A 20,267-nucleotide genomic window follows, 5' to 3' on the forward strand; every position below is an offset into this window, starting at 1 on the left:
AATGCAATTATCTGACGCAGCGAATAGTTAGCGTATTTCATTTTTCTGCTGCCTGATGATGGTAATATGGATAGTCATCAGGTAGCTTCGCTGGCGGGATAAAAGCAGGTTGGACAGGAATATGCCATTGATTCTTCTGCTGGTCTGTACGGGCGCCCTGAATTTGTTTCACAACACGATCAACGATATTTATGCCGCGTGCCGCCATGGATGAAAACTGATCAATACCATCGTTGTCGAACCCGCCGCGGGTTCGGTGGATATTGAATGTTTCTGAAAAGGTTCGGTCAAACTGTGCCTCTAATGCTTTTTTACCCATGACAAAACCCAGCATCCCGCCCCATGTGGCGGCCGGGTTGTCAGCATCCCAGCCACAAAGTACGGCTATTTTAACCGTCTTTTGGTAGTCACCCTCCCCGTAAAACAGACTAATCAGACTGGCTGCGAAATTGATGCCGGAGGCAAAACAGCCGTTACAATAAAGGTTTCTGGATGTCACAGTATAGCCATCTTGTTGTTCCACCTGATAACGCTGATAAACAGCGTCTCTGGTTACTTCCCACGGCACACCCTGGCGAAACCTGGCAAGCACAAAATCAAACATGCGAGCCGTGTAGGACGCATCAGGAAGTCGTTGTCGCGCTTTTTGCGCAAGCGCCAATATCTGTTCGCTATCAGGCGTATTTTTAATTGTTGCTGCCAGCGAATACATTATGACGTAAAACTCCGCAGCCCAGCGGGCATCTTCTCTGGCGGTGGTTAATATTGGCAGGCGAGCCATTTCCAGCGCAATATCAGGCCGTCCGGGTGCAAACAATCCGAATATTTCTGTGGTCAGTTGCGCATCAATCATATCGAAGTGCGGATTCTTCGACGGCTTGCTGGTATCGGGAGGTAACACACCCTGTCGCATCAGATCATGCGCCGTTTGATTCGACACCCAGAGAAAGTTTTCCTTTTCGCCTTTATCATTGGTAAAAGGGGTGTTTTCGTCAGAATAGATATGTGTCAGCCAGCCTTCACGAATTTGCTGTGCCGTTAAATGTGTGGTCTCATATTTTGTCAGCAGGTGCTGGTACAGGTACTCAATATCAGTATCGTCATCCGAGCCCCACATGCCGTCTTTCTCAAATACCCAGTCAATTGTTGCCGATAAATCACTGGGAACGCCCTGCCCCCATATGCTTGGCTGATCTTTTGTGCCCCAGTCCTGACGAGTATAAAAGTCTCCATGGGGTCCCTCGCCGCCGATTTTATCCATTTCGGTGACCAGACCTGTCCAGTTTGCAATACTTTGCCCCAGCCAGAACCCTTCCAATTTGTCCTGATAGTCAGCGCGAGACAGTGTCAGCGTTTCCTGGGCCGAAACTGACATTGCCGGAAGTGAAAGGATACTGACGAGCAACAAGAGAGAAGAAAAGGCGTTCATTTTAAATCCGGGACGTAATCGTACCGTTGAGCATGATTGAACTCGTAGCATGAGTCAATAAGTTGGTACTGTGCCTGACTTCACAACAGGAAACAGAGAATCAGATATAAAAAGTTGTATCAATGAATTAAGAGAAAATCGCATTGTAAAGGTAAACGACTACGCCAAGCATAATCATACTATCTCCTGCTACGCTGGCGCAGACAGAAAAACAATCTTCGAAAACTTCTTTGTGTAAGAGATCCTCTTTACAAGTTATTTCCTTCAATAAAAATTGACGGGATAAAAATTGCACAGAGATTGATGCACCTGAAAACATCAGGCCCAGGCCAATCTGATTTTTCGACAGCAGAAATACCGCTAGCGAAAAGAAAAACAATGACAACAGGTTTTTAAGCGTGAAGGCCATGGCGTTAGCCCTTTTTTGTTTGAAGTGTGGTGCCAGCAGGCACCACATTTACTTAATGTGTCAAACCCCAGGCGGCATCAGCTATCCACTCATCAATACCGGTATTTTCAGCCAGATATGTTCCCGCGGAATAGCCCATTCCGAAGGCCATACCCACCAAACCCATTCCCCTGAACGTAGTTAATGCCAGCCTAGCATTCATGCCTGGAAATATATTTGTGGGAGGACGAAAACCACCGTCAACGGCGTTGACAGAATTTATGTCTAAAACTTCCATTTTTTTATATCCTTATAAAGTATGTGAGTCACAAGATTTATCTTGCAAAACAACTGTAAAAGAAAAATGTGAATAAACCATCTGTCTCTCAGATCTAATTTTTATGCGTTGTTTACCTTTTAGACGGTGTTTGATTGACCTTAAGGGAAAATTGCTCAGCCATAGACCCTATAATTCTGGACATGCCTGAAATACTGCCAGCCTTATTGCGATCCCACAGGCAGTTGAGTGTCTGATGGCCTTTTCGTAGTTTGCACGACCATTTCTTGCTATCAGCGTCAAACGGCCTGAACGCGTCGGTTTTCTCCCACCCCTGCGAACAATACTGTTCAATGATCTGCTCAAAGGTTCCTGCGCTGATTTTTTCTATGATATTTAAGTCATTCCGCTTATAGCGGTAGGCAACCCATTGATGTCTGAACATTGCGAACACGCTATTCTACTCCTGCTTTACAAACGTGCGATCACGAAGGATTATCCATGAAAATGACCGCATGGTCAGTATTTTAAGTTTATCTCTTCTGGCTTTTAGTCAGAACCTTTGATTGTTTCACACTGCTTTTCTAACTAGTGACATGATGAAATGGAATTGCTCTTCTCTACGCAGTCTGTCAATTGAAACGCGCTGGTTAATCATTGCGCTATCTCGTACACTGACAGTTAATCTCTCCCTATTATCAGTCCATTATGAACAGCCGACTCTATCTTTTCATCTTTGTATTACTTAGCGGTATGGCGAACGCGCAGTCTTCCACAGATACCCCCAAAATGGATGATATCAGCGACCTGACGCCTCGCGAGACATTGGAAAATACGGTTGTTTCGATCGTTCATAATTTTATAGAGCACCTGCCCTACCTGTTCGCCGGTCTGATTATTCTGTTGTTAACCTGGCTGGTTGCTTACCTGGTTGGCAAAGTTGTTCTTAAGCTAACCCGTCATATGCGACAGTCGCTCAGCGAACTGTTCGAGCGGCTGTCGCATATTGGTATCTGGGCGTTAGGTTTATTGCTGGCCGCCATGGTCGTTTTCCCAGGCCTCACCCCCGCTAAAGCACTGGGCGGTTTGGGCTTGGCTTCCATCGCCATCGGCTTTGCATTCAAAGAGATATTTGAAAACTTTTTTGCCGGCGTGCTGTTGTTATGGAAGTATCCGTTCGAGAAAGGCGACTTTATCGAGTGTCAGTCCATTCTGGGAAAAGTAGAGAATATTTCAGTGCGCATGACGACTATTCGTAAAACCAACGGCGAACTGGTAGTGGTTCCGAATTCTTTCTTGTTCAAAAATGCCGTCAACGTATTAACTGATCAAGATAAACGTCGCATCACAGTGATGACCGGCGTGGCATATTCAGAAGATGCCGATCACGCTGTGGAGTTGCTGCAGCAAGCATTATCTCACTGTGACACAGTGGATCAGCAGCTACCCATTCAGATTTTTCTAAACGGCTTTGGCGACAGCAGTATTGATATTGAAATCACCTGGTGGACCGGGCCAACCCCGTTAGATCACAGACGCTCTCGCAGCGAAGTGGTCAGCATTGTGAAGCGTACGCTGGATGATGCGGGTATCGAGATCCCCTTCCCATACCGAACCATGACATTTAAAGAACCGCTGGTAATAAATCAGGAGCAGCGAGACTAACCAATGAGAAGCTTTTTGAGTGCGATACTCCTGGCATGACAATAATGTTCAGTCGGGCAAAGGACGTTGATAAACGTCAGAAAGAAAAGCATGATTAGGTAAGTGAAGCAGACTGCACTCCCAACGACTGAGAGAATGCAGTCTTCAGTAAACTATCGTCCGGATGCCTTTCGGGCATCTTTAAATTCTGAATCGCCGGTCCACTTTGGCCAGTCGCCATTATTTGCCAGCTCAGCCATGATCTGACCGATAAGATCCAAATCTTGCTTTACGCCACCCAGTGTCCAGCTTTCAAAATAGTCATCACCACTTTTATGATAGCGGTTAGCGATAAATTGTGGGTCGGTATCCCCCAGACTCATGAACAGGTAAGAAGGAATACCTTCACGTGCGGCCGCAAAGTGATCAGAGCGGAAAAATAACCCGTTTTGCGGTCTTGGATCAGGCTTTACGGTTCGTCCCTGAGATTTAGACACTTTCTCTACGTAGTCTTCCAGCTCTGAAACATTATCGCCATACTGCAGCGTGTAATCGGTAGCATCGTTTACATTCATGCCATCAATATTTAAAAACGCAACGATATCTTTTGCCGGAATGGGTGGGTTTTGTGCGAAATGCTTTGCACCAATCAGCCCGGTTTCCTCAGCAGTAAACGCGCCGAACATCATCGTTCGCTTGTAAGGATTCTCTTTAGCCTGCGATTTGAATACACGCGCGAGCTCTAAAACACCGGCAGTACCAGAAGCATTATCTACCGCTCCGTTCAGAACAACTTCTTTACCGTTCTCCATTCCTTTACCCAGCGCGTCCCAGTGCGCGTGAAGTGCCACCCACTCATCGGGTGACTCGCTGCCCGGTAAAATAGCCGCCACATTGCGTGACTCTTTGTGCTCGATGGTATTATTCAGCGTCAACTGTGCTGTCTGCTTCAGATCAACCGCCTCAAAGTCTCGCTGACCTGCGGCTTTCTTCATTTCACGATAGTTCAGACCGGCAGCTTCAAACACTTTTTGCGCAGCACGCAGGTGCATCCATCCCATTACGCCGACCTGGGATTGGTTTTTGTTATCATCAACCAGCGTGAATTTGGCGGTGGTGCCGCCTGCCTGAACAACGCCCCAGCCATAGCCAGCCGGCATGGTTTCATGGACGATGAACACCGCCTTTGCACCCTGCCGTGCCGCCTCTTCATATTTATAGGTCCAGCGCCCGTAATAGGTCATGGCATTGCCGGTAAAAAAATCGGGTTTGCCGGATGAGAACCCCGGATCGTTGACAAGCACGATCACCGTTTTGTCCTTTACGTCAACGCCTTCATAATCGTTCCAGTCATATTCAGGGGCATTAATGCCATAACCAACAAAAACCACATCATTATTAATTTTCACGGTCTCGCTGATGCGTTGGGTGCGGGCCACAAACTCACTGCCATTCTCAAATGTCAGATCGCCCATTTTCAACGAGAAATCCTGATCAGCCAGGATGCGAGCCAGCGGCACGTTTTGAATATAACTATCGCCAAATGCAGGTTTTAGTCCTATTTCCTTAAACTGTTTAACCAGGTAATCAATGGTTTTATCCTCGCCAGCCGACAGCGGTGCTCGCCCTTCAAACTCGTCGCTGGCAAGGGTTTTAACATCTTCACGAAAATTATCTAGATTCAGCGACTGCCCAATCTCTGACAATGTATTTTCCGCGGCATTTACCGCCATACTGCTGGAAAGCAGTACAGCGCCGGCAATGAGTTTTTTGACCATGAGGTTACTCTTTATTGATGATTTGTCTGAAGAGTAACGAATAGGGAAACCTAACACAAACGTTCACAGACCAAAGTCTGATTCCTCTGGTTAAGAAACAGATTTAAACGAGTATGGGACTAAGAAGAAATCGCGACTTGTACTAAAAGTTAGTGCACGATGAGGACGCATTTACATGAAGCATCTAATGCTCACAGAATTATGCAAAGAACGAGTCCGGAAAACGAAAACGCCGGACAATTGTCCGGCGTTTAATCACGATAACGTGGTTATCTGTTATAGCTTAATGTAATCACCGGTTTTTAAGTCAACAACGGTAATGATAAGGTCGAAGCTGTCTTTACTTATAGAAGCCATGTAAAGCAGACCTCGTGCTTCATCTAACTCCAGTCCGGTCGCCTCATCTTCAGGCATAGTAGATGTTGCATCGCGAGCGACACCCTCTACGATAACTTCAGCGGTTTCAGAAGCGGTATCAAATCGAACCAGATCACTATCCTTTACATAATAAAGTGATGCACCATCAGTAGTGATAGCTAAATCACCTACCGTATCAGCAAGTGTTCCTGTGACCTCTGAAATCGCTTTCGATGTCAAATCTACTGCACTAAATGGCACATCGGTCCAAGAGTTAAATGCAACCACAAGGCGATTAGCACTTTCGTCAAAGATTGCAGAAATCGGCGCTTCATTGAGTGTTGATTCCGCCTGGTCAACGACCAATGTACGTTTACCAGTATCAGGATTCAGTGTCAGGATTTGATTGTTCGTATTATCAACAATATAAATATTGTTGTCAGGTGCAGCTACCAGGTCGATAGCCAGACCAACAACCGGACCATTGGCCGCGTCGTTAGACGACACAACTGTTTGTTCAAGCGTGTCCAAATCAGTGGTCATGATCTCAGATCCCGTACTGGAGAAGAAACGATTGCCCACAGGGTCCAGATAGAAGCTCCATACAGTCCTGTCCTCAAACCCTTCCGCTTTTTGAACCTCAAGTAGTTCAAGCTCACCGGTATTCAGGTCCAGTACCCGGGTCGCCACGTCACTTACCATGAAGCCACTTGACTGGATATAGAGCTTATTTGTTTTGGTATTCAAACCAATATCCACAAGCTCGCTGTCGATGGTCGTCGCATTGGCAGCATCTGCAGTTACAGGATGAGAAAGCTGTTTTTTCAGGCCTTTTGAATCTGTCGCAATAATTGTCAGTTCACTGATATCAGCAACGCTGACATTTTCTGCGCGCCATTTACCAGTATCCGCCTCCACAACAGCGTTATATTCTGTGCTACCGGATGATACGGTAACTGTCGCCAGCGTTGCTTCATTTTTAGTCTCAACACTACCAAACACATCAACTTCAGTCGCTGTAACTACCCCATAGGCAGACGGGAATGTAACACTCACCTCGGGGATATATTGAGAATCGACAGTAACTTCCACAGTATCGCTTGCTGTTGCCCCTTCACTGTCTGTCACAGTGACGGTAAATGTAAGTGTCTCGCTCTGTTCTACCTGAGGGGCAGTAAAGCTGGCACTGGAACTGTCACTATTGGTTATTGCGTCTACCGCAACACCTGAGCCTGTTTGTTCCCACAAGTAAGAAACAACTGAGTCGTTGGTATTGCTATCCTGCGCCGTAGCCGTCAGCGTGACAGTATCGCCGGAAGTCACGTTCTGAGCCTCCCCCGCATCGACGGTGGGTGCGACGTTATCTTCAGTCACGGTTATTTTGAAGCTGTCCTCTACAGATGCTTCTGCGGTCTTACATGTAACCGTAACAGAAACCTCTCCAGAGGCATTAGGCTGGCCTTCAATTCTTTCAAAGTTAATGATAGACAGGCCCAGTCCGTTCTTAACCTGGGTGATCTGGGCGTCGATATCAGCATCGTCTCCAGCGGTACACAGGTTTTCGGGGATCGCAAATTTAAATTCTTCACCGACTTTAGCGCTCATATCTGCAATCGGATTAGCCACTTCCAGAGATGCGCTGGCCGTAGGTGTTGTGGTAACCGGCGCGGCTGTTTGCTCTGGCGTAGACGACGAGGAGTCGCTACCACCACCGCCACATGCGGTCAGGCCTACAGCAGACATCAGAACTAAAATTTTGGTAAATTGGAATTGGGGAGACATTTTTCATCCTTAAAAATTAATACTTCAAAGTACACGTGTACTTACATAATTAATTCGGATAAAAACAAAGATGACGCTGCAAAAGCTCAAGATGACCAGCTTCCAAACTGGCTTCTTACTTAGGTAACCCCACTATCTGCAATCCGATGCAGACTGGTGGCTTTGCGTCCAGACCTCACGATCTGTTTGCCTTTATCTGTGTGTCATCAACAGGGCGTTGATGCGAGCGAATACTAGGCTAACGATTCAGGTTACGCAACCAGTAAAAATTAAAAAACCACATCTAAATAGTAATTCTATTAATTTTCATACCCTTATATAAAATTAAATTTTACTGTGGTCTGATCTCTTCCGCGTCTTTGTCTTCGGTAACTAATAATTGTTCTTGCGCAATATCCTCTTCAATACGGGGATCGAGTGTCGCTGCCAGCGGTGATTGTGTAACATCTGAGGCACTGACGACATAATCAGAATGCGCCATCCGTTCAGCGTTCTGACGACTGTTAATCAGTGTAAGTGCGGCAAACATCATGGCACAGAGAACGGCAATAGCACCGTAGAGTGCCTGATGCCCGAAAAGTGTCATTACCTGTGCCAATACCACTGAGCCGATTCCGGCGCCAGCACCAAAAACAACCAGTAATGCTGCTGATACACCGACGCGCTCGTCATCACTAACACGGGAGTTTGCCAGTGCAGAGGCCAGTGGATAGAGCGTGAATGCAAACGTCCCGAAAAGATAGGTCAGTGCCAGCATGTGTGCCTGACTCAAATTTTCCATCATGAATGCCGCGCCTACGAACAACAACGCTAAGGCGTTGAATCGCAGTAGTAAGCTTCGGCGCACCTTGTCTGAAAGTGCCCCCATCGGCCACTGTGCTACCAACCCGGCAATAATTGACACTGACATGAATATTGCAATGCCTTGTGCATCAAAGCCGGCCTGACTGGCGAAAACCGGCGCCAGGCCATAAAAACTTCCATTGATAATACCGGCAAATGCCATCGCGGTAAGCGATTGGGGCACTATTTTAAAATAGCTGAACATACCAACCTGTAATGGCTTGAGCGGTTTGGGGTGGATGCGTCGGGTCAATGCTATTGGCACGATGCCCACGGATACTACAAAACAGACCAAAAACAATGGCGCATAACCCAGCTCAGGAAACCGTGATAACACCAATTGACCAACGACTGTCCCAAGATAAGAAGTAATCATGTAAACGGAAAAGACCCGGCCGCGCTGCTCATGATTGGCCTGCTCGTTTAGCCAGCTTTCCAGGATCATAAAATTGCACATCATTCCAATGCCCACTACCAGCCTGAGTGCCAGCCAGATATACAGATTATCAACCACACCATGGAGTGATACACAGGCAGTCACTGCCGCTGTACAAGCGGCGAATGAGCGAATATGACCTACTGACTTTATCAGGTAGTAACCGATTTTTGCGCCAAACAGAAGCCCCAGGTAGTACAAGCCTGTCAGTGCACCAATCCATATCGTAGACACGCTTTTCTGACCCAGGTACAGCGCCAGATAAGTAGTGAGCAACCCCATTCCGCCAACCAGAAAAAAGTTGGCAATGTATAAAGAAATAAACGCGCGCAATCAGAATAACCCTTTAAACATACATTATGCGGAAAGATAGACTGGTTTCACCTTGTACCGCAAAGTTTTTTAATACCTTTTGTCCCGTTGTTTAATCCCCTGCGCACAGTTAATCCTGACCATATAAAGACTATCGCGGCGTTTTCAGCAGGACTTAAGGTTGCATACGCAATGCGTTAAACCCGGTTAAAAACTCATCGGCCCAGCGATTCACAACACGTTTTGCATCTGCGGTATTGCTTGCCCGGGTAGACCACTCCAGATACATATCCTCTCTGTCTTCAAGATCTTCTATCCATCTGGCCAGAATTTCACCGCTCGTGGCATCATAGATTTCCAGATACATGGTCAGGCTACCTGACGAGCGCACATAAGTACGGTTTATTCCGGTGGTATTGATGTCCGGCGCACTGACATCCAGGTTGATGACATTGGGCTTTATCAGAAGCGTGTTATTGTCTGGCTGCGAAGTAATGGTCATGCCCGGCACATCAGCAAGTCGCTCAGTTACAGCCTGATCGACAATATTCCCCATCCGCTCACGGATAGCTTCCATATCTGCAGGCCGGATCCTGCCGGCGCGATGGTCACTGTTATAGTCCCGCTCCCAGTTTTTCCTGAACGCCACATGACTGGGCTCAACAATGATCTTGTCATAACGCTGCCAATTCAGGTCCTGCTTGATCTGAAGCTGTGAATTTCTGTCAGATTTTTGTGTCATCAACCCATCGTGCGTTAATTCACCGCGAACAGGCTGGTCGGCGGGAATCCCGGAGCAGGCTGAAAGGCTCATCAGCCCCCAGACCAATAAAAAATACCAGGGTATCGGCGTTTGTCTAAGCGTAAATGTATACATAAGTCACTCCAAAGCAATTGTAAGAACAACAATGGCAGATATCAGTAAAAGTATAGTGAATATACTGAGCAGATAATGCTGGTGATAAGCGCGTACGACAGGTAGCTTATGCGACCGGGCAAAAAATCCCTTTTCAGTACGTCATACATAAGTTGTCAGATGGCGCTATCCTCAGCTGACAACTATCTCAAGGCTATTATTCAAATTACCAAATCGAGATGTAGGAAAAAATGCATTGCCCGTGACACTTCCCAGGCTCAGAACAATCACAGATCCCTTGGTTATTACCAAACATACAGGCGGATTACTCTATACTGATAATAGCGTAAGACATCGAAAAGCGGTCAGCTTCTTTTTTAACTAACGGACCTGCCAGCCTTACCGTGGCTTTACCTTTCCTTTATGGCGGTCATACATATATGGCGGTCATACATAAATAAGTCAGCATCTTCCTGCGATCACGTTCGCCCTTTTGTATTTCACGAGGCCGACAAACCCGTATAGGTCTTTCACGCTAATAATTGCACAAGATCAAATAAGGGATTATCAAAGCCACAATAGGCATGCGAACGCATTAAGCGCTATAGCGCTTAAAAACCAAACAAAAAAATGCTTGCATGTTTATTTATACAGTACTACTGTATACACATACTGTATAAACAAACAGGTGTCGATATGAACACACAAGGTCGCAATGAGTTCCAATTACCTCTGCCTTTGGATAGTGGCGTCGTTCCGCAACCCAGACCTCGCAGCTGGCGCTACCTTTTAGCTGAAACTATTGGTTTTTCTAAAGACATTGAAGATGGCATCCGTATTCAAAAGCCGGCAAGAGCAAAACTGGCTGCATGGCTTATCAGACTGATTCAGTGTGGCCAGTGTGAAACGATTTACGTGGAAAATCTTTCTCTTACAAAAAGCGAGAAAAAACGTATTGATGCGCTGTGCGAGTCGCGGTCGGTCTCCGTCATTAATATCTCGGTAAATAGAGACGGCGCAAAGAATATTGTGGTGGGTCCGTGGTAACGCCTCTGCATCGATACGGATGATACAACACGTTATACTGTACGCCTTAATGCAATAAAACGTAAACCTTATGAATTGTTATTGTTGTTCAGGTGTCGCTTTTACAAAATGCTGCGCTCCCCTGGTAGAAAGAAAAAAGTCAGCCGAATCAGCTGAAGCGCTCATGCGATCGAGATTTACAGCATACTGTCTGGGTGACTATCAGTATATCTTCGATACCTATACGACTGCACAAAAAAAGGACCTGAGCGTTGAATCATTGGCTAAAAGCGCCAGTGGCACAAAATGGTTTGCCCTGAACGCGCGTCCAGTGGCAGGTACTGATAGCTACGTGGAGTTTTCAGCCTATTATTTTGAAAACAAAAAAACCGGCGTATTACACGAAACCTCTCAATTTGTTTTTGAAAATAATGCATGGCGTTACGACACCGGCACTATTCACCCCGATACTGGCACGATTAAAATTGGTCGCAATGATCACTGTCCCTGTGGAAGCGGTAAAAAATTTAAACAGTGCTGCATGAAACTCACTGCCTGATAGGCGTTTTTATCTTTTAAGCAGAACAGACCGTCGCGAAATTACCGGCCGTTTATTATGGCTATAGCCATGAGTGCGATATAAGCTGAAACATATAGTAATGGAAAGTTACAACCTTATCGCGACGTCAGCGTCTATCAATTTTCTATTTTCAGGATAATGTAAAAACAACAGTGTTTTTCATATAGGCAGTTTCACATAGCCACCTCCGCTATGTTTTTTACCCTAGCGCGACTAATCTTTATGCGATGCATCTTGATTACCATGACAGACGTTTGTGACGCTTATTCTTTGCAGTAACCCGCCCCAAACGTTACGCCCCTCTAAATGGTTTTACTTTTTTCCTCTTTAGGTCGCATTCTGGCGGAAGTTGTTCAATCAGATCAATGATGAGAGGCTTGTGCCAGCCAGGTCGCTTTGGCAGTCAGCGGGAAATCCCATCGGGCGTCATATACCCGGCTGACATGTCATATAGCGCAATAGCCTGATCCTCTGACCTGCTAATGAAGAATTAGAGTTACACCCCTTTGATAAAATCGTTGAACAATTCAGCAGGAGATCTTTATGAGTCATATTCTAGTGATTGGTGCCAGTGGACAAATTGGTAAGCAAGCGACAGAAAAACTACTGGATGCCGGACACACAGTCACTGCGCTAGTTCGCAACAAAGACAAACTTTCCGATGTAACTGCAGATAACCTGAACATTTATGAAGGCGATCTGGAGCAGGACTTTTCAGGTGCATTCAAGGGCTGTGACACAGTAGTCTTTTGCGCCGGCTCTGGCGCTAATACCGGCCCTGATAAAACCCTTCTTATCGACCTTTGGGCGGCCAGAAACGCGGTCGAATACGCCAGGCAATACAACATAAAACAGTTTGTTATGGTCAGCTCAGTAGGCTCTGATGATCCGGATGCCATAGACTCCCCCATCAAACCTTACCTGGTAGCCAAGCACATGGCAGATGAGCATTTACGAAACAGCGATGTGCCTTATACCATTCTTCGTCCAGGTTCTTTAACTGACGAAGCGGGCACAGAGTATGTTCAGGAGCTACTGCCAGGGGATGAAGATAAGCGCGAGATACCCCGGGAAGATGTGGCCACCGCCATTGTCTACAGTATCGATAATGAAAAGGCGCTAAACCGAATTTATGGTCTGTTCAAAGGTGATCAACCACTGAAGTCGGTTATTCAATAACTTAATCAACCTTAGCCACTTTCAGTGATAAGTGGCTAAGGTATCACAGGTTGCGTGATCCAGTTACCGTCTTTATCCTGCCAGTGCTTTTCACGGTATTGTGGATTCCCCTGCAAAGAAAGGTAGTCGACAGCCTGAATTTTAAACTTCATTACACAAAAGTGTTCGGGCGGTTGCGACATATCCTGATTTACCCGCAGAGGTGCATCGTTTTGTCTGACGGATGCAGGCCTCCCCCAGAAGTATTGCTTGCGACCAGCATCAGATAACTTACTCCAATGCTTATTGATAAGCGCCGGATCATTATCCCGCGTCAGACATGTGCCGCATACGGTAAATCGGTATTGTTCGCGCGTTTTGGAAAAGTACCAACATATCGAAGCCAGGGGCTGATGGGACAACGACGTCCACTTGCCCGAGCGTGTATCTGAGACAATAATCAAAGAATAATCTGCATCATCCAGATGACGAAAAACGACGGTCCGGTTTTCCGGAACGCCATCCCTGTCGATTGTAGCCAACTGAAAATAACGACTTTCAGGTTGATTTCTGGTCTGATGTAAACTCTTGGTCAGACGCTGGTTCCATGCTGGCATATCATTCCTTAATTACGCGTGCGTAATCTGATCGAAAAGACGATAAAAGTTTTGGGTTGTCGCCTGCGCGAGCGCCTCAACACTGACGCCTTTCAACTCGGCGATGAATTCAGCAACTTCAACCACATACCCGGGTTGATTGCTTTTACCGCGATGCGGCACCGGTGCCAGCCAAGGAGAGTCTGTCTCAATCAACAAGCGGTCCAGAGGCACTGCTTTTACAACCTCTCTGAGTGACTCAGCAGAGTTAAACGTAACAATGCCGGAAATTGAAATATAAAAGCCCAGATCGATGGCCGCTTCAGCCATCTCTAAAGACTCGGTAAAACAATGCAATACTCCCTTCGTACCGGGATCTTTATATTCGCGCAGTAATGCAATCGTATCTTCCCGGGCATCACGGGTATGGATTATCAGTGGTTTGTTTAACACATTGGCGACCTTAATGTGGTCGATAAAAGATTGTCGTTGTACTTCCTGCGTATCAGCGCTGTAAAAATAATCCAGACCGGTCTCACCAATTGCAACCACTTCTGGTTTTGATGCTTTTTGTAAAAGCTGTTCATAGCTACATGCATCTTCCTGATGTAGCGGGTGCACACCGCAAGATACCGACACATCGTCAAATGCCCGGACTTTTTCAAACATGGCATCAAAGTCTTTGACTGAAACACTGACACATAGAAAATGCTCAACGCCTCTGTTGCGCGCAAACTCCAGTGTTTCATTTAATGGCGTGTCGCCCTGTTCAAGACGATCAAGATGACAATGTGAATCTACAAACAAAATAACCTCGCATAGTGTTTCTGATAGGGTTGGGCAGTAACTTGAGTAATTGGTTCCGTATCTTATACCGAACTGGCGGGCCGTTTTATTTCGGCCAGAACACCACTCAGGATCATAATTTTATTAACGCCGGGGTTCTGCAATGCCTGGTGGGCATGAATACAGGTTTTGTACAGTTTGAAAAACGCCGGGCTATTATATTGGATAAACGTTTGATGGGCGTATTGCTGTAGCCAATCAACAATTGTGGCTGCTGACGCCTGCCACTCAGTGGCCAGTGTCACCGCATCAGCAGTCCCGCTGAGCAACTGTTCAAGCCCTTCCTGATAGCTTGGATAGCTGATACCGGCGGCGTTATCTTCCAGTGCTGCCTGTACCCGAAGCGGAGCGCCGGCGTAGGCTTCCAGTAATGCAGCATTTACGTCGGTCAAACCTTGCTCAGATAACCATGCCAGTGCCACTTCCTGATGCGGTCTGGACAGTACGTGCTTTTCACAGCGACTGATAATGGTGGGTAGTAAACGGTGCATTCTGTCAGTGACTAAAATGAGAAACGTGTTAGCCGTGGGCTCTTCCAGTGTTTTTAGCAGCGCATTAGCGGCTGACTCAGTCATCATGTCGGCACGCGGAATAATAAGCACTTTATTACCACTTAGTTGTGATGTGGCACTCAATCGTCCTATCCCTTCCCGAATTTTATCTACACCAAGCTGTTTATCACTAACCAGCTCGCTGTAATCAGGATGGGTTTGTGCATCAAACAGCTGACAGGACTGACAGGCACCACAAAACCCGGCCTTGTTCGCGGATTTGCACAACAAGGTTTTCGCCAGCGTTTGAGCCAGTAACATCTTTCCAATGCCAGACTGACCGGTTAACAACAGGCCATGATGAAGTCGATTGGCTGCGTGACGCGTTACCAAACGCTGAAAAGTATGCTCGAACCAGGGTGGCATCAGCATTCCAGAAATGCCTTTATTCTGGCGATTACATCACGATGGACTAATTCCATCGACCGCATCGTATCAATGGTAATTATGGTGTCGTCCGATGCTGCCAGCTCAAGATAGCGCTCACGGGTGCGCTTAAAAAACGCCATACCTTCCTGTTCAATACGATCTAACTCACCGCGGCCGCGGGCCCGTTGCAGTCCTGTTTCGGGAGTAACATCCAAATACAATGTCAGATCCGGCTTGAAGCCTTTAAGGGTAATCTGGCTCAGGGTCGCCATAATCTCAGCATCAATCTGACGACCGCCGCCCTGATAGGCCTGTGAGGAAAGCTCATGTCTGTCACCCACTACCCACACGTTGTCATTCAGGGCCGGAAAGATTTTATTAATTAACAGCTGACGGCGCGCAGCATACATGAGCATCAGCTCGGTCTCCTGGGCAACCGTTTCGTCCCAGGGCTGTTTAACACACTCCCTTATCGCTTCGGCCATCGCGGTGCCACCCGGTTCACGCGTAGTCACGCAGCGATGGCCCGCCGCTTCAATGCAGTCGACCAGTAGTTGGATTACGGAACTTTTACCAGCGCCTTCCAGCCCTTCTACGACGATAAATTTACCACGCATAATACTGCCTATCATTGATTAAGCTGATACTTTCGTACCGCTTCATTATGTTGTTCCAATGTCTGTGAAAACTGATGCGACCCATCACCTCTGGCTACAAAATAAAGTGCCTCGGTGGGAACAGGCTGCAATGCTGCCTTTATCGCAGGGCGCCCCGCCATTGCTATAGGCGTAGGAGGTAATCCTTTAATTACGTAAGTATTATAAGCCGTTTTTTGTCTCAGGTGAGCGCGGGTGATATTGCCATCGTACTGTTCACCGATACCGTATATGACGGTAGGATCGGTCTGCAGCCGCATGTTCTGCCGAAGCCGGTTTACAAACACACCGGCAATCTGAGCGCGCTCTGCCGGCACGGCGGTTTCTTTTTCAATAATTGATGCCAATATTAATGCTTCATAGGGCGTTTCGATAGGCAGCCCTGTTTGGCGAGCCTGCCATTGTTCATTAAGCTGCGATTTCATTGCGTCCATCGCCCGGGCTAACAACCCCGATGCTGTTGTGCCAGCAGTGAAGTGGTAGGTGTCGGCCAAAAACAGTCCTTCCAGCGACTGTAACCCTGAGGCAGGCGGCCAGGGCCAGCGCGTTTTCAATGATTCAAGTTTATCCGGGCTGAGATCAAAGTCGATGTGGGCATGATTATTAAGTATCGTCTGCCATTGTGAGAACGTCAGTCCGTCGATCAGGCTGACAGAAAACTGATGCTCCCTGCCACTGGCAAATTTTTCAAAAACCAGCGGTAATGTCATTTCAGGCGTAAGCTCGTACGTACCGGCGCGGATATGCTGATCCCTGAAAACGAGTTTAAGCCAGATTCGGGCGCTGAAATCATCAACAACGGTAATATTGGCGTTCTGTAACTGTGCTAAAGCACTATGACCTGTTGCCCCTTCGTTGATCGTTATCAACGTCGGCGATGCGATAGCCAGAGGTTTATCCACTTGTTGTTGCCAGTAGCTGATAGCTAAAGCAGCAACCAGTAAGCAAAGAATGGTTAAAAGAAGAATACGTTTAAATCGCATTAAATTCGTCCTGATAAGCTGACTTAACTTCGTCCTGCAATGTATGTACTGGTTCCACCGGATAATGATGCACCTCATCCAGCTTTAAGGTATGCACAGGTATTACCTGCATCAGCGCATTGGTAAGAAAAATCGCTGATGCGTCCTCTAACGCAGCCGGTTGCACCAGAACTTCACTTACTGTCTCACCTTGTTGCGCTAGCCAGTCTATCAGGAATTCGCGCATGACTCCTGCCACGCCACATTGCTCTAAAGAGGGTGTATACCAGTGGCCTTGTTTTAGCCAGAAAACGTTGGCAGCGCTGGCTTCGATAATTTGATTGTTATAATCACATACCAAAACATCATCGACACTGGCTGGCATGCGGCTTTTAACAAGAACCTGTTCAAGCCGGTTACAGTGTTTGGCACCCGCCAGCAGAGGTTGCGCCGCCATACATACATTACTAATCCCCACGCTAATGCCGTCAATACGCCAGCTACGGTAATGGTCAGGTAACGCATGTTGAGAAAAATACAAACAGATAGTATTTTCCTCTGACCTGCGATATCCCCGCCCCCCCTGACCAGCGCTTATCAGCAATTTCAGTGTACCGGCTGTCATCGATTGCGCCTGAATACAGATTTCAGCGCGCAGTCGCGCGGCTTCCACGACCAGGCCAAGTAATTGTGCATCCCGGCAAAGTCGGTTTATATGACGCTCAAGCAAAGCAACACGGCCACGTTGAACCATCATGGTAGTAAAAACACCATCGCCGTAATTGGCGGCACGATCGTTTAGAGGGAGTGTCTGCAATCTGTCTCGTTCCAACGGTACTCTATTTAGAAAACGAGTATATCAATCACAGCACAGAGAAGGTAGTGCACGCAGGATAAGAAAAAGGCGACCGTCGGGTCGCCTGATAATTTTATAAACGCTTGAAAATGAGTGTACCGTTGGTACCACCAAAGCCAAACGAATTACACAATGCATAAGGCGACTCAAACGCCTTTGCTTTGTGTGCTACAAAGTCAAGATCACAGCCTTCACCCGGTACATCGAGATTGATGGTAGGTGGTGCCATTTTGTCGCGTAACGCCAAAATGGTAAAAATGGCTTCTACCGAACCAGCGGCACCTAACAGATGACCGGTCATTGACTTGGTAGAACTCACCATCAGCTTATAAGCATGCTCGCCAAAAACACGTTTGACAGCTGCCACTTCAGCTTTGTCACCAGCAGGCGTTGATGTCCCATGTGCATTGATATAACCAATTTGCGCCACATCTAAGCCCGCATCATTTAATGCGTATTCCATGGATGCAGCGGCACCCTCACCGTCTTCCGGTGGCGAGGTCATATGGTGAGCATCTCCACTCATACCAAAACCTACCAATTCGCCATAGATTGTGGCACCACGCGCTTTGGCTGCTTCGTATTCTTCAAGCATCACTACACCGGCACCTTCACCCATAACAAAGCCGTCGCGGTCTTTATCCCACGGACGGCTGGCCGCCTTGGGATCATCGTTGCGGGACGATAATGCTCGCGCAGCGGCGAATCCGGCTATACCCAGTGGCGTAATGGAAGCCTCAGCGCCGCCAGCCAGCATTGCATCTGCATCACCATAAGCGATAGTCCTTGCTGCAATTCCCAGATTATGAACACCTGTTGTACAAGCAGTCACGACATTAAGGTTCGGCCCCTTTAATCCTTCCATAATAGAAAGAAAGCCCGAAATCATATTCGTTATGGTTGATGGAACAAAGAATGGTGAAACACGTTTAGGTCCACTTTCCACAAGTTTGGTGTGGTTTTGTTCGATTTGCTGAAGTCCGCCAATCCCCGAACCAATCGCAACGCCAACGCGATGAGCGTTGTCACTGGTTATAGTTAAACCGGAATCAGCTAAGGCCTGTTTACCCGCGGCAATGCCGAGCTGGATAAACCGATCCATTTTCTTCGCTTCTTTTTTTTCTATATATTCTTGCGGGTCAAAATCATTTACCTGACCGGCAAAACGAGTCGAATAGTTACTGCAATCGAAGTGGCTGATTTCACCAATACCACTTTCACCGGCAAGCACCCCACGCCAGGTTTGCTCTACCGAGGAAGCCAGTGGTGACAACATGCCAAGACCAGTAACCACTACGCGACGTTTTGTCACACAAAAGCCCTCGCATTGGAACTAGGTAGGAAATAGAAAACGGCTCATGGTGAGCCGTTTTGCTAAGAGTTAATTACGCGTCTTTATTAGCGTTGATATAGTCGATAGCTGACTGAACAGTAGTAATTTTTTCTGCTTCTTCGTCAGGAATCTCAGTGTCAAACTCTTCTTCCAACGCCATCACCAGCTCTACGGTATCAAGTGAATCTGCGCCCAGATCGTCTACAAACGAAGCTTCAGGCTTTACTTCTTCTTCTTTAACGCCCAGTTGCTCAACGATAATCTTTTTAACGCGCTCTTCGATGTTACTCATAATTCTAGGTTTCCCTTAACGTAACTAGATATAAAAAGTGCCGCTAGTTTATTTTGCAAGCCCAACGCTTGCAAGCACCAGACTAAACTAATTTTCTGGTCTAACCAGCAACGAACCAAAGTTTAATAAACAATTCTTTTACATGCAGAGATGAAAAATCTCATCACTGTCAATCAGTTAACGTGGCCTGGCCACATTAACTCATATACATACCACCATTCACATGAATAGTTTCGCCGGTGATATATGCTGCACTGTCACTGACTAAAAATGCAACAGTTGCAGCAATTTCTTCCGGACGGCCTAAACGATTTGCGGGAATATCTTTGAAGATAGCTTCCTTCTGTTCATCGGTTAACGCCTTGGTCATATCAGTGTCGATAAAACCCGGAGCGACTACGTTGATAGTAATTCCGCGTGATGCCACTTCTCTGGCCATTGACTTGCTAAAACCGATGACGCCTGCTTTTGCAGCCGCATAATTAGCCTGACCAGGATTACCGGAACTACCCACCACAGAGCCCACATTGACGATGCGTCCGTGCTTTTTCTTCATCATGCCGCGTAAAACGGCTTTCGACAAGCTGAAAATTGCGGTCAGATTGGTATCGATAATATCCTGCCACTCATCATCTTTCATGCGCATTAGCAGATTATCACGGGTAATACCGGCATTATTAACCAGAATATCCACCCCACCAAACTCTTCTTTAATGCTATTTAACACATCATCAATGGAGGCTTTATCAGTCACATTCAGACAAAACCCCTTGCCAGAATAGTCTGCCAGATATTCAGTGATATTGTTGGCACCATTTTCACTGGTTGCCGTGCCAATAACGGTTGCGCCCTGCTCGGCCAGCTGTTGAGCAATCGCTTTACCGATTCCACGGCTGGCACCCGTAACCAGCGCAACTTTAGACGCTAATTGTGACATGAT

At 46.9% G+C, this 20,267-nt stretch carries 21 protein-coding genes and 1 riboswitch; of the genes, 4 read left to right on the top strand and 17 right to left on the bottom strand.

Features of this window, described 5'->3' with window-relative positions; all coding sequences use genetic code 11:
- Window positions 1–37: 37 nt before the first annotated feature.
- From HHX48_RS03280 to HHX48_RS03295, 4 genes are all read right to left on the bottom strand, one after another.
- Entirely contained in the window at window positions 38–1,429 is a 1,392-nt protein-coding gene (locus HHX48_RS03280; protein WP_191022195.1) for an ADP-ribosylglycohydrolase family protein, read from the bottom strand.
- 127 nt (window positions 1,430–1,556) lie between these two features.
- Entirely contained in the window at window positions 1,557–1,838 is a 282-nt protein-coding gene (locus HHX48_RS03285; RefSeq protein WP_191022196.1) for a hypothetical protein, read from the bottom strand.
- A 52-nt stretch (window positions 1,839–1,890) separates the two neighbouring features.
- Entirely contained in the window at window positions 1,891–2,115 is a 225-nt protein-coding gene (locus tag HHX48_RS03290; RefSeq protein WP_191022197.1) for a hypothetical protein, read from the bottom strand.
- A gap of 112 nt (window positions 2,116–2,227) precedes the next feature.
- The gene (locus HHX48_RS03295; protein WP_191022198.1) at window positions 2,228–2,548 is read right to left on the bottom strand and encodes a hypothetical protein; all 321 of its coding nucleotides are present in this window, start codon (window positions 2,546–2,548) and stop codon (window positions 2,228–2,230) included.
- Between the two features lie 254 nt (window positions 2,549–2,802).
- Between HHX48_RS03295 and HHX48_RS03300 the strand changes: the two genes are divergently transcribed.
- Window positions 2,803–3,759, top strand: a complete 957-nt coding sequence (locus HHX48_RS03300; RefSeq protein ID WP_223857977.1) for a mechanosensitive ion channel family protein — start codon at window positions 2,803–2,805, stop codon at window positions 3,757–3,759.
- 152 nt (window positions 3,760–3,911) lie between these two features.
- Here HHX48_RS03300 and HHX48_RS03305 read toward each other — a convergent pair whose 3' ends face one another.
- The 4 genes from HHX48_RS03305 to HHX48_RS03320 all read right to left on the bottom strand — a co-directional run bounded on the left by HHX48_RS03305 (window position 3,912) and on the right by HHX48_RS03320 (window position 10,123).
- The gene (locus HHX48_RS03305) at window positions 3,912–5,516 is read right to left on the bottom strand and encodes a M28 family metallopeptidase (protein ID WP_191022199.1); all 1,605 of its coding nucleotides are present in this window, start codon (window positions 5,514–5,516) and stop codon (window positions 3,912–3,914) included.
- 276 nt (window positions 5,517–5,792) lie between these two features.
- On the bottom strand, window positions 5,793–7,655 hold the full coding sequence (locus tag HHX48_RS03310) for a PKD domain-containing protein (protein WP_191022200.1): 1,863 nt from the start codon (window positions 7,653–7,655) through the stop codon (window positions 5,793–5,795).
- A 119-nt stretch (window positions 7,656–7,774) separates the two neighbouring features.
- Window positions 7,775–7,856: riboswitch (cyclic di-GMP riboswitch) on the bottom strand.
- Between the two features lie 130 nt (window positions 7,857–7,986).
- Window positions 7,987–9,267 (bottom strand): MFS transporter, encoded by a 1,281-nt coding sequence (locus tag HHX48_RS03315; RefSeq protein WP_191022201.1) that lies wholly within the window; start codon window positions 9,265–9,267, stop codon window positions 7,987–7,989.
- A 154-nt stretch (window positions 9,268–9,421) separates the two neighbouring features.
- Complete coding sequence (locus HHX48_RS03320; protein ID WP_191022202.1) at window positions 9,422–10,123, bottom strand: DUF3313 family protein; 702 nt, start codon at window positions 10,121–10,123, stop codon at window positions 9,422–9,424.
- A 675-nt stretch (window positions 10,124–10,798) separates the two neighbouring features.
- Between HHX48_RS03320 and HHX48_RS03325 the strand changes: the two genes are divergently transcribed.
- From HHX48_RS03325 to HHX48_RS03335, 3 genes are all read left to right on the top strand, one after another.
- Window positions 10,799–11,149, top strand: a complete 351-nt coding sequence (locus HHX48_RS03325; protein WP_191022203.1) for a deoxyguanosinetriphosphate triphosphohydrolase — start codon at window positions 10,799–10,801, stop codon at window positions 11,147–11,149.
- Between the two features lie 70 nt (window positions 11,150–11,219).
- Window positions 11,220–11,687: a YchJ family protein gene (locus HHX48_RS03330; RefSeq protein ID WP_191022204.1), complete on the top strand. Its 468-nt coding sequence runs from the start codon at window positions 11,220–11,222 to the stop codon at window positions 11,685–11,687.
- 564 nt (window positions 11,688–12,251) lie between these two features.
- Window positions 12,252–12,887, top strand: coding sequence for an SDR family oxidoreductase (locus tag HHX48_RS03335; RefSeq protein WP_191022205.1), 636 nt, complete (start codon window positions 12,252–12,254; stop codon window positions 12,885–12,887).
- Window positions 12,888–12,922: 35 nt separating this feature from the next.
- On the opposite strand, the gene HHX48_RS03340 is transcribed toward HHX48_RS03335, so the two are convergent.
- From HHX48_RS03340 to fabG, 9 genes are all read right to left on the bottom strand, one after another.
- Complete coding sequence (locus HHX48_RS03340) at window positions 12,923–13,483, bottom strand: pyridoxamine 5'-phosphate oxidase family protein (protein ID WP_191022206.1); 561 nt, start codon at window positions 13,481–13,483, stop codon at window positions 12,923–12,925.
- Window positions 13,484–13,495: 12 nt separating this feature from the next.
- Window positions 13,496–14,269 (bottom strand): TatD family hydrolase, encoded by a 774-nt coding sequence (locus tag HHX48_RS03345; RefSeq protein ID WP_191022207.1) that lies wholly within the window; start codon window positions 14,267–14,269, stop codon window positions 13,496–13,498.
- Between the two features lie 62 nt (window positions 14,270–14,331).
- The gene (gene holB / locus HHX48_RS03350) at window positions 14,332–15,231 is read right to left on the bottom strand and encodes a DNA polymerase III subunit delta' (protein WP_191022208.1); all 900 of its coding nucleotides are present in this window, start codon (window positions 15,229–15,231) and stop codon (window positions 14,332–14,334) included.
- Complete coding sequence (tmk, locus tag HHX48_RS03355) at window positions 15,225–15,845, bottom strand: dTMP kinase (protein ID WP_191022209.1); 621 nt, start codon at window positions 15,843–15,845, stop codon at window positions 15,225–15,227. Before tmk ends, holB begins: the two co-directional genes overlap by 7 nt.
- Window positions 15,846–15,856: 11 nt before the next feature.
- On the bottom strand, window positions 15,857–16,867 hold the full coding sequence (gene mltG, locus HHX48_RS03360; RefSeq protein ID WP_191022210.1) for an endolytic transglycosylase MltG: 1,011 nt from the start codon (window positions 16,865–16,867) through the stop codon (window positions 15,857–15,859).
- Window positions 16,857–17,678: an aminodeoxychorismate lyase gene (pabC, locus tag HHX48_RS03365; RefSeq protein WP_191022211.1), complete on the bottom strand. Its 822-nt coding sequence runs from the start codon at window positions 17,676–17,678 to the stop codon at window positions 16,857–16,859. The genes mltG and pabC overlap by 11 nt, the downstream gene beginning before the upstream one ends.
- Before the next feature lie 97 nt (window positions 17,679–17,775).
- Window positions 17,776–19,014, bottom strand: coding sequence for a beta-ketoacyl-ACP synthase II (gene fabF / locus HHX48_RS03370; protein WP_191022212.1), 1,239 nt, complete (start codon window positions 19,012–19,014; stop codon window positions 17,776–17,778).
- 73 nt (window positions 19,015–19,087) lie between these two features.
- Window positions 19,088–19,327 (bottom strand): acyl carrier protein, encoded by a 240-nt coding sequence (gene acpP / locus HHX48_RS03375; protein ID WP_044056889.1) that lies wholly within the window; start codon window positions 19,325–19,327, stop codon window positions 19,088–19,090.
- 196 nt (window positions 19,328–19,523) lie between these two features.
- Complete coding sequence (fabG, locus tag HHX48_RS03380; RefSeq protein ID WP_191022213.1) at window positions 19,524–20,264, bottom strand: 3-oxoacyl-ACP reductase FabG; 741 nt, start codon at window positions 20,262–20,264, stop codon at window positions 19,524–19,526.
- Window positions 20,265–20,267: the final 3 nt, after the last annotated feature.

The sequence above is a fragment of the Salinimonas profundi genome, from assembly GCF_014750655.1.
Classification (GTDB): Bacteria; Pseudomonadota; Gammaproteobacteria; order Enterobacterales; family Alteromonadaceae; genus Alteromonas; species Alteromonas profundi_A.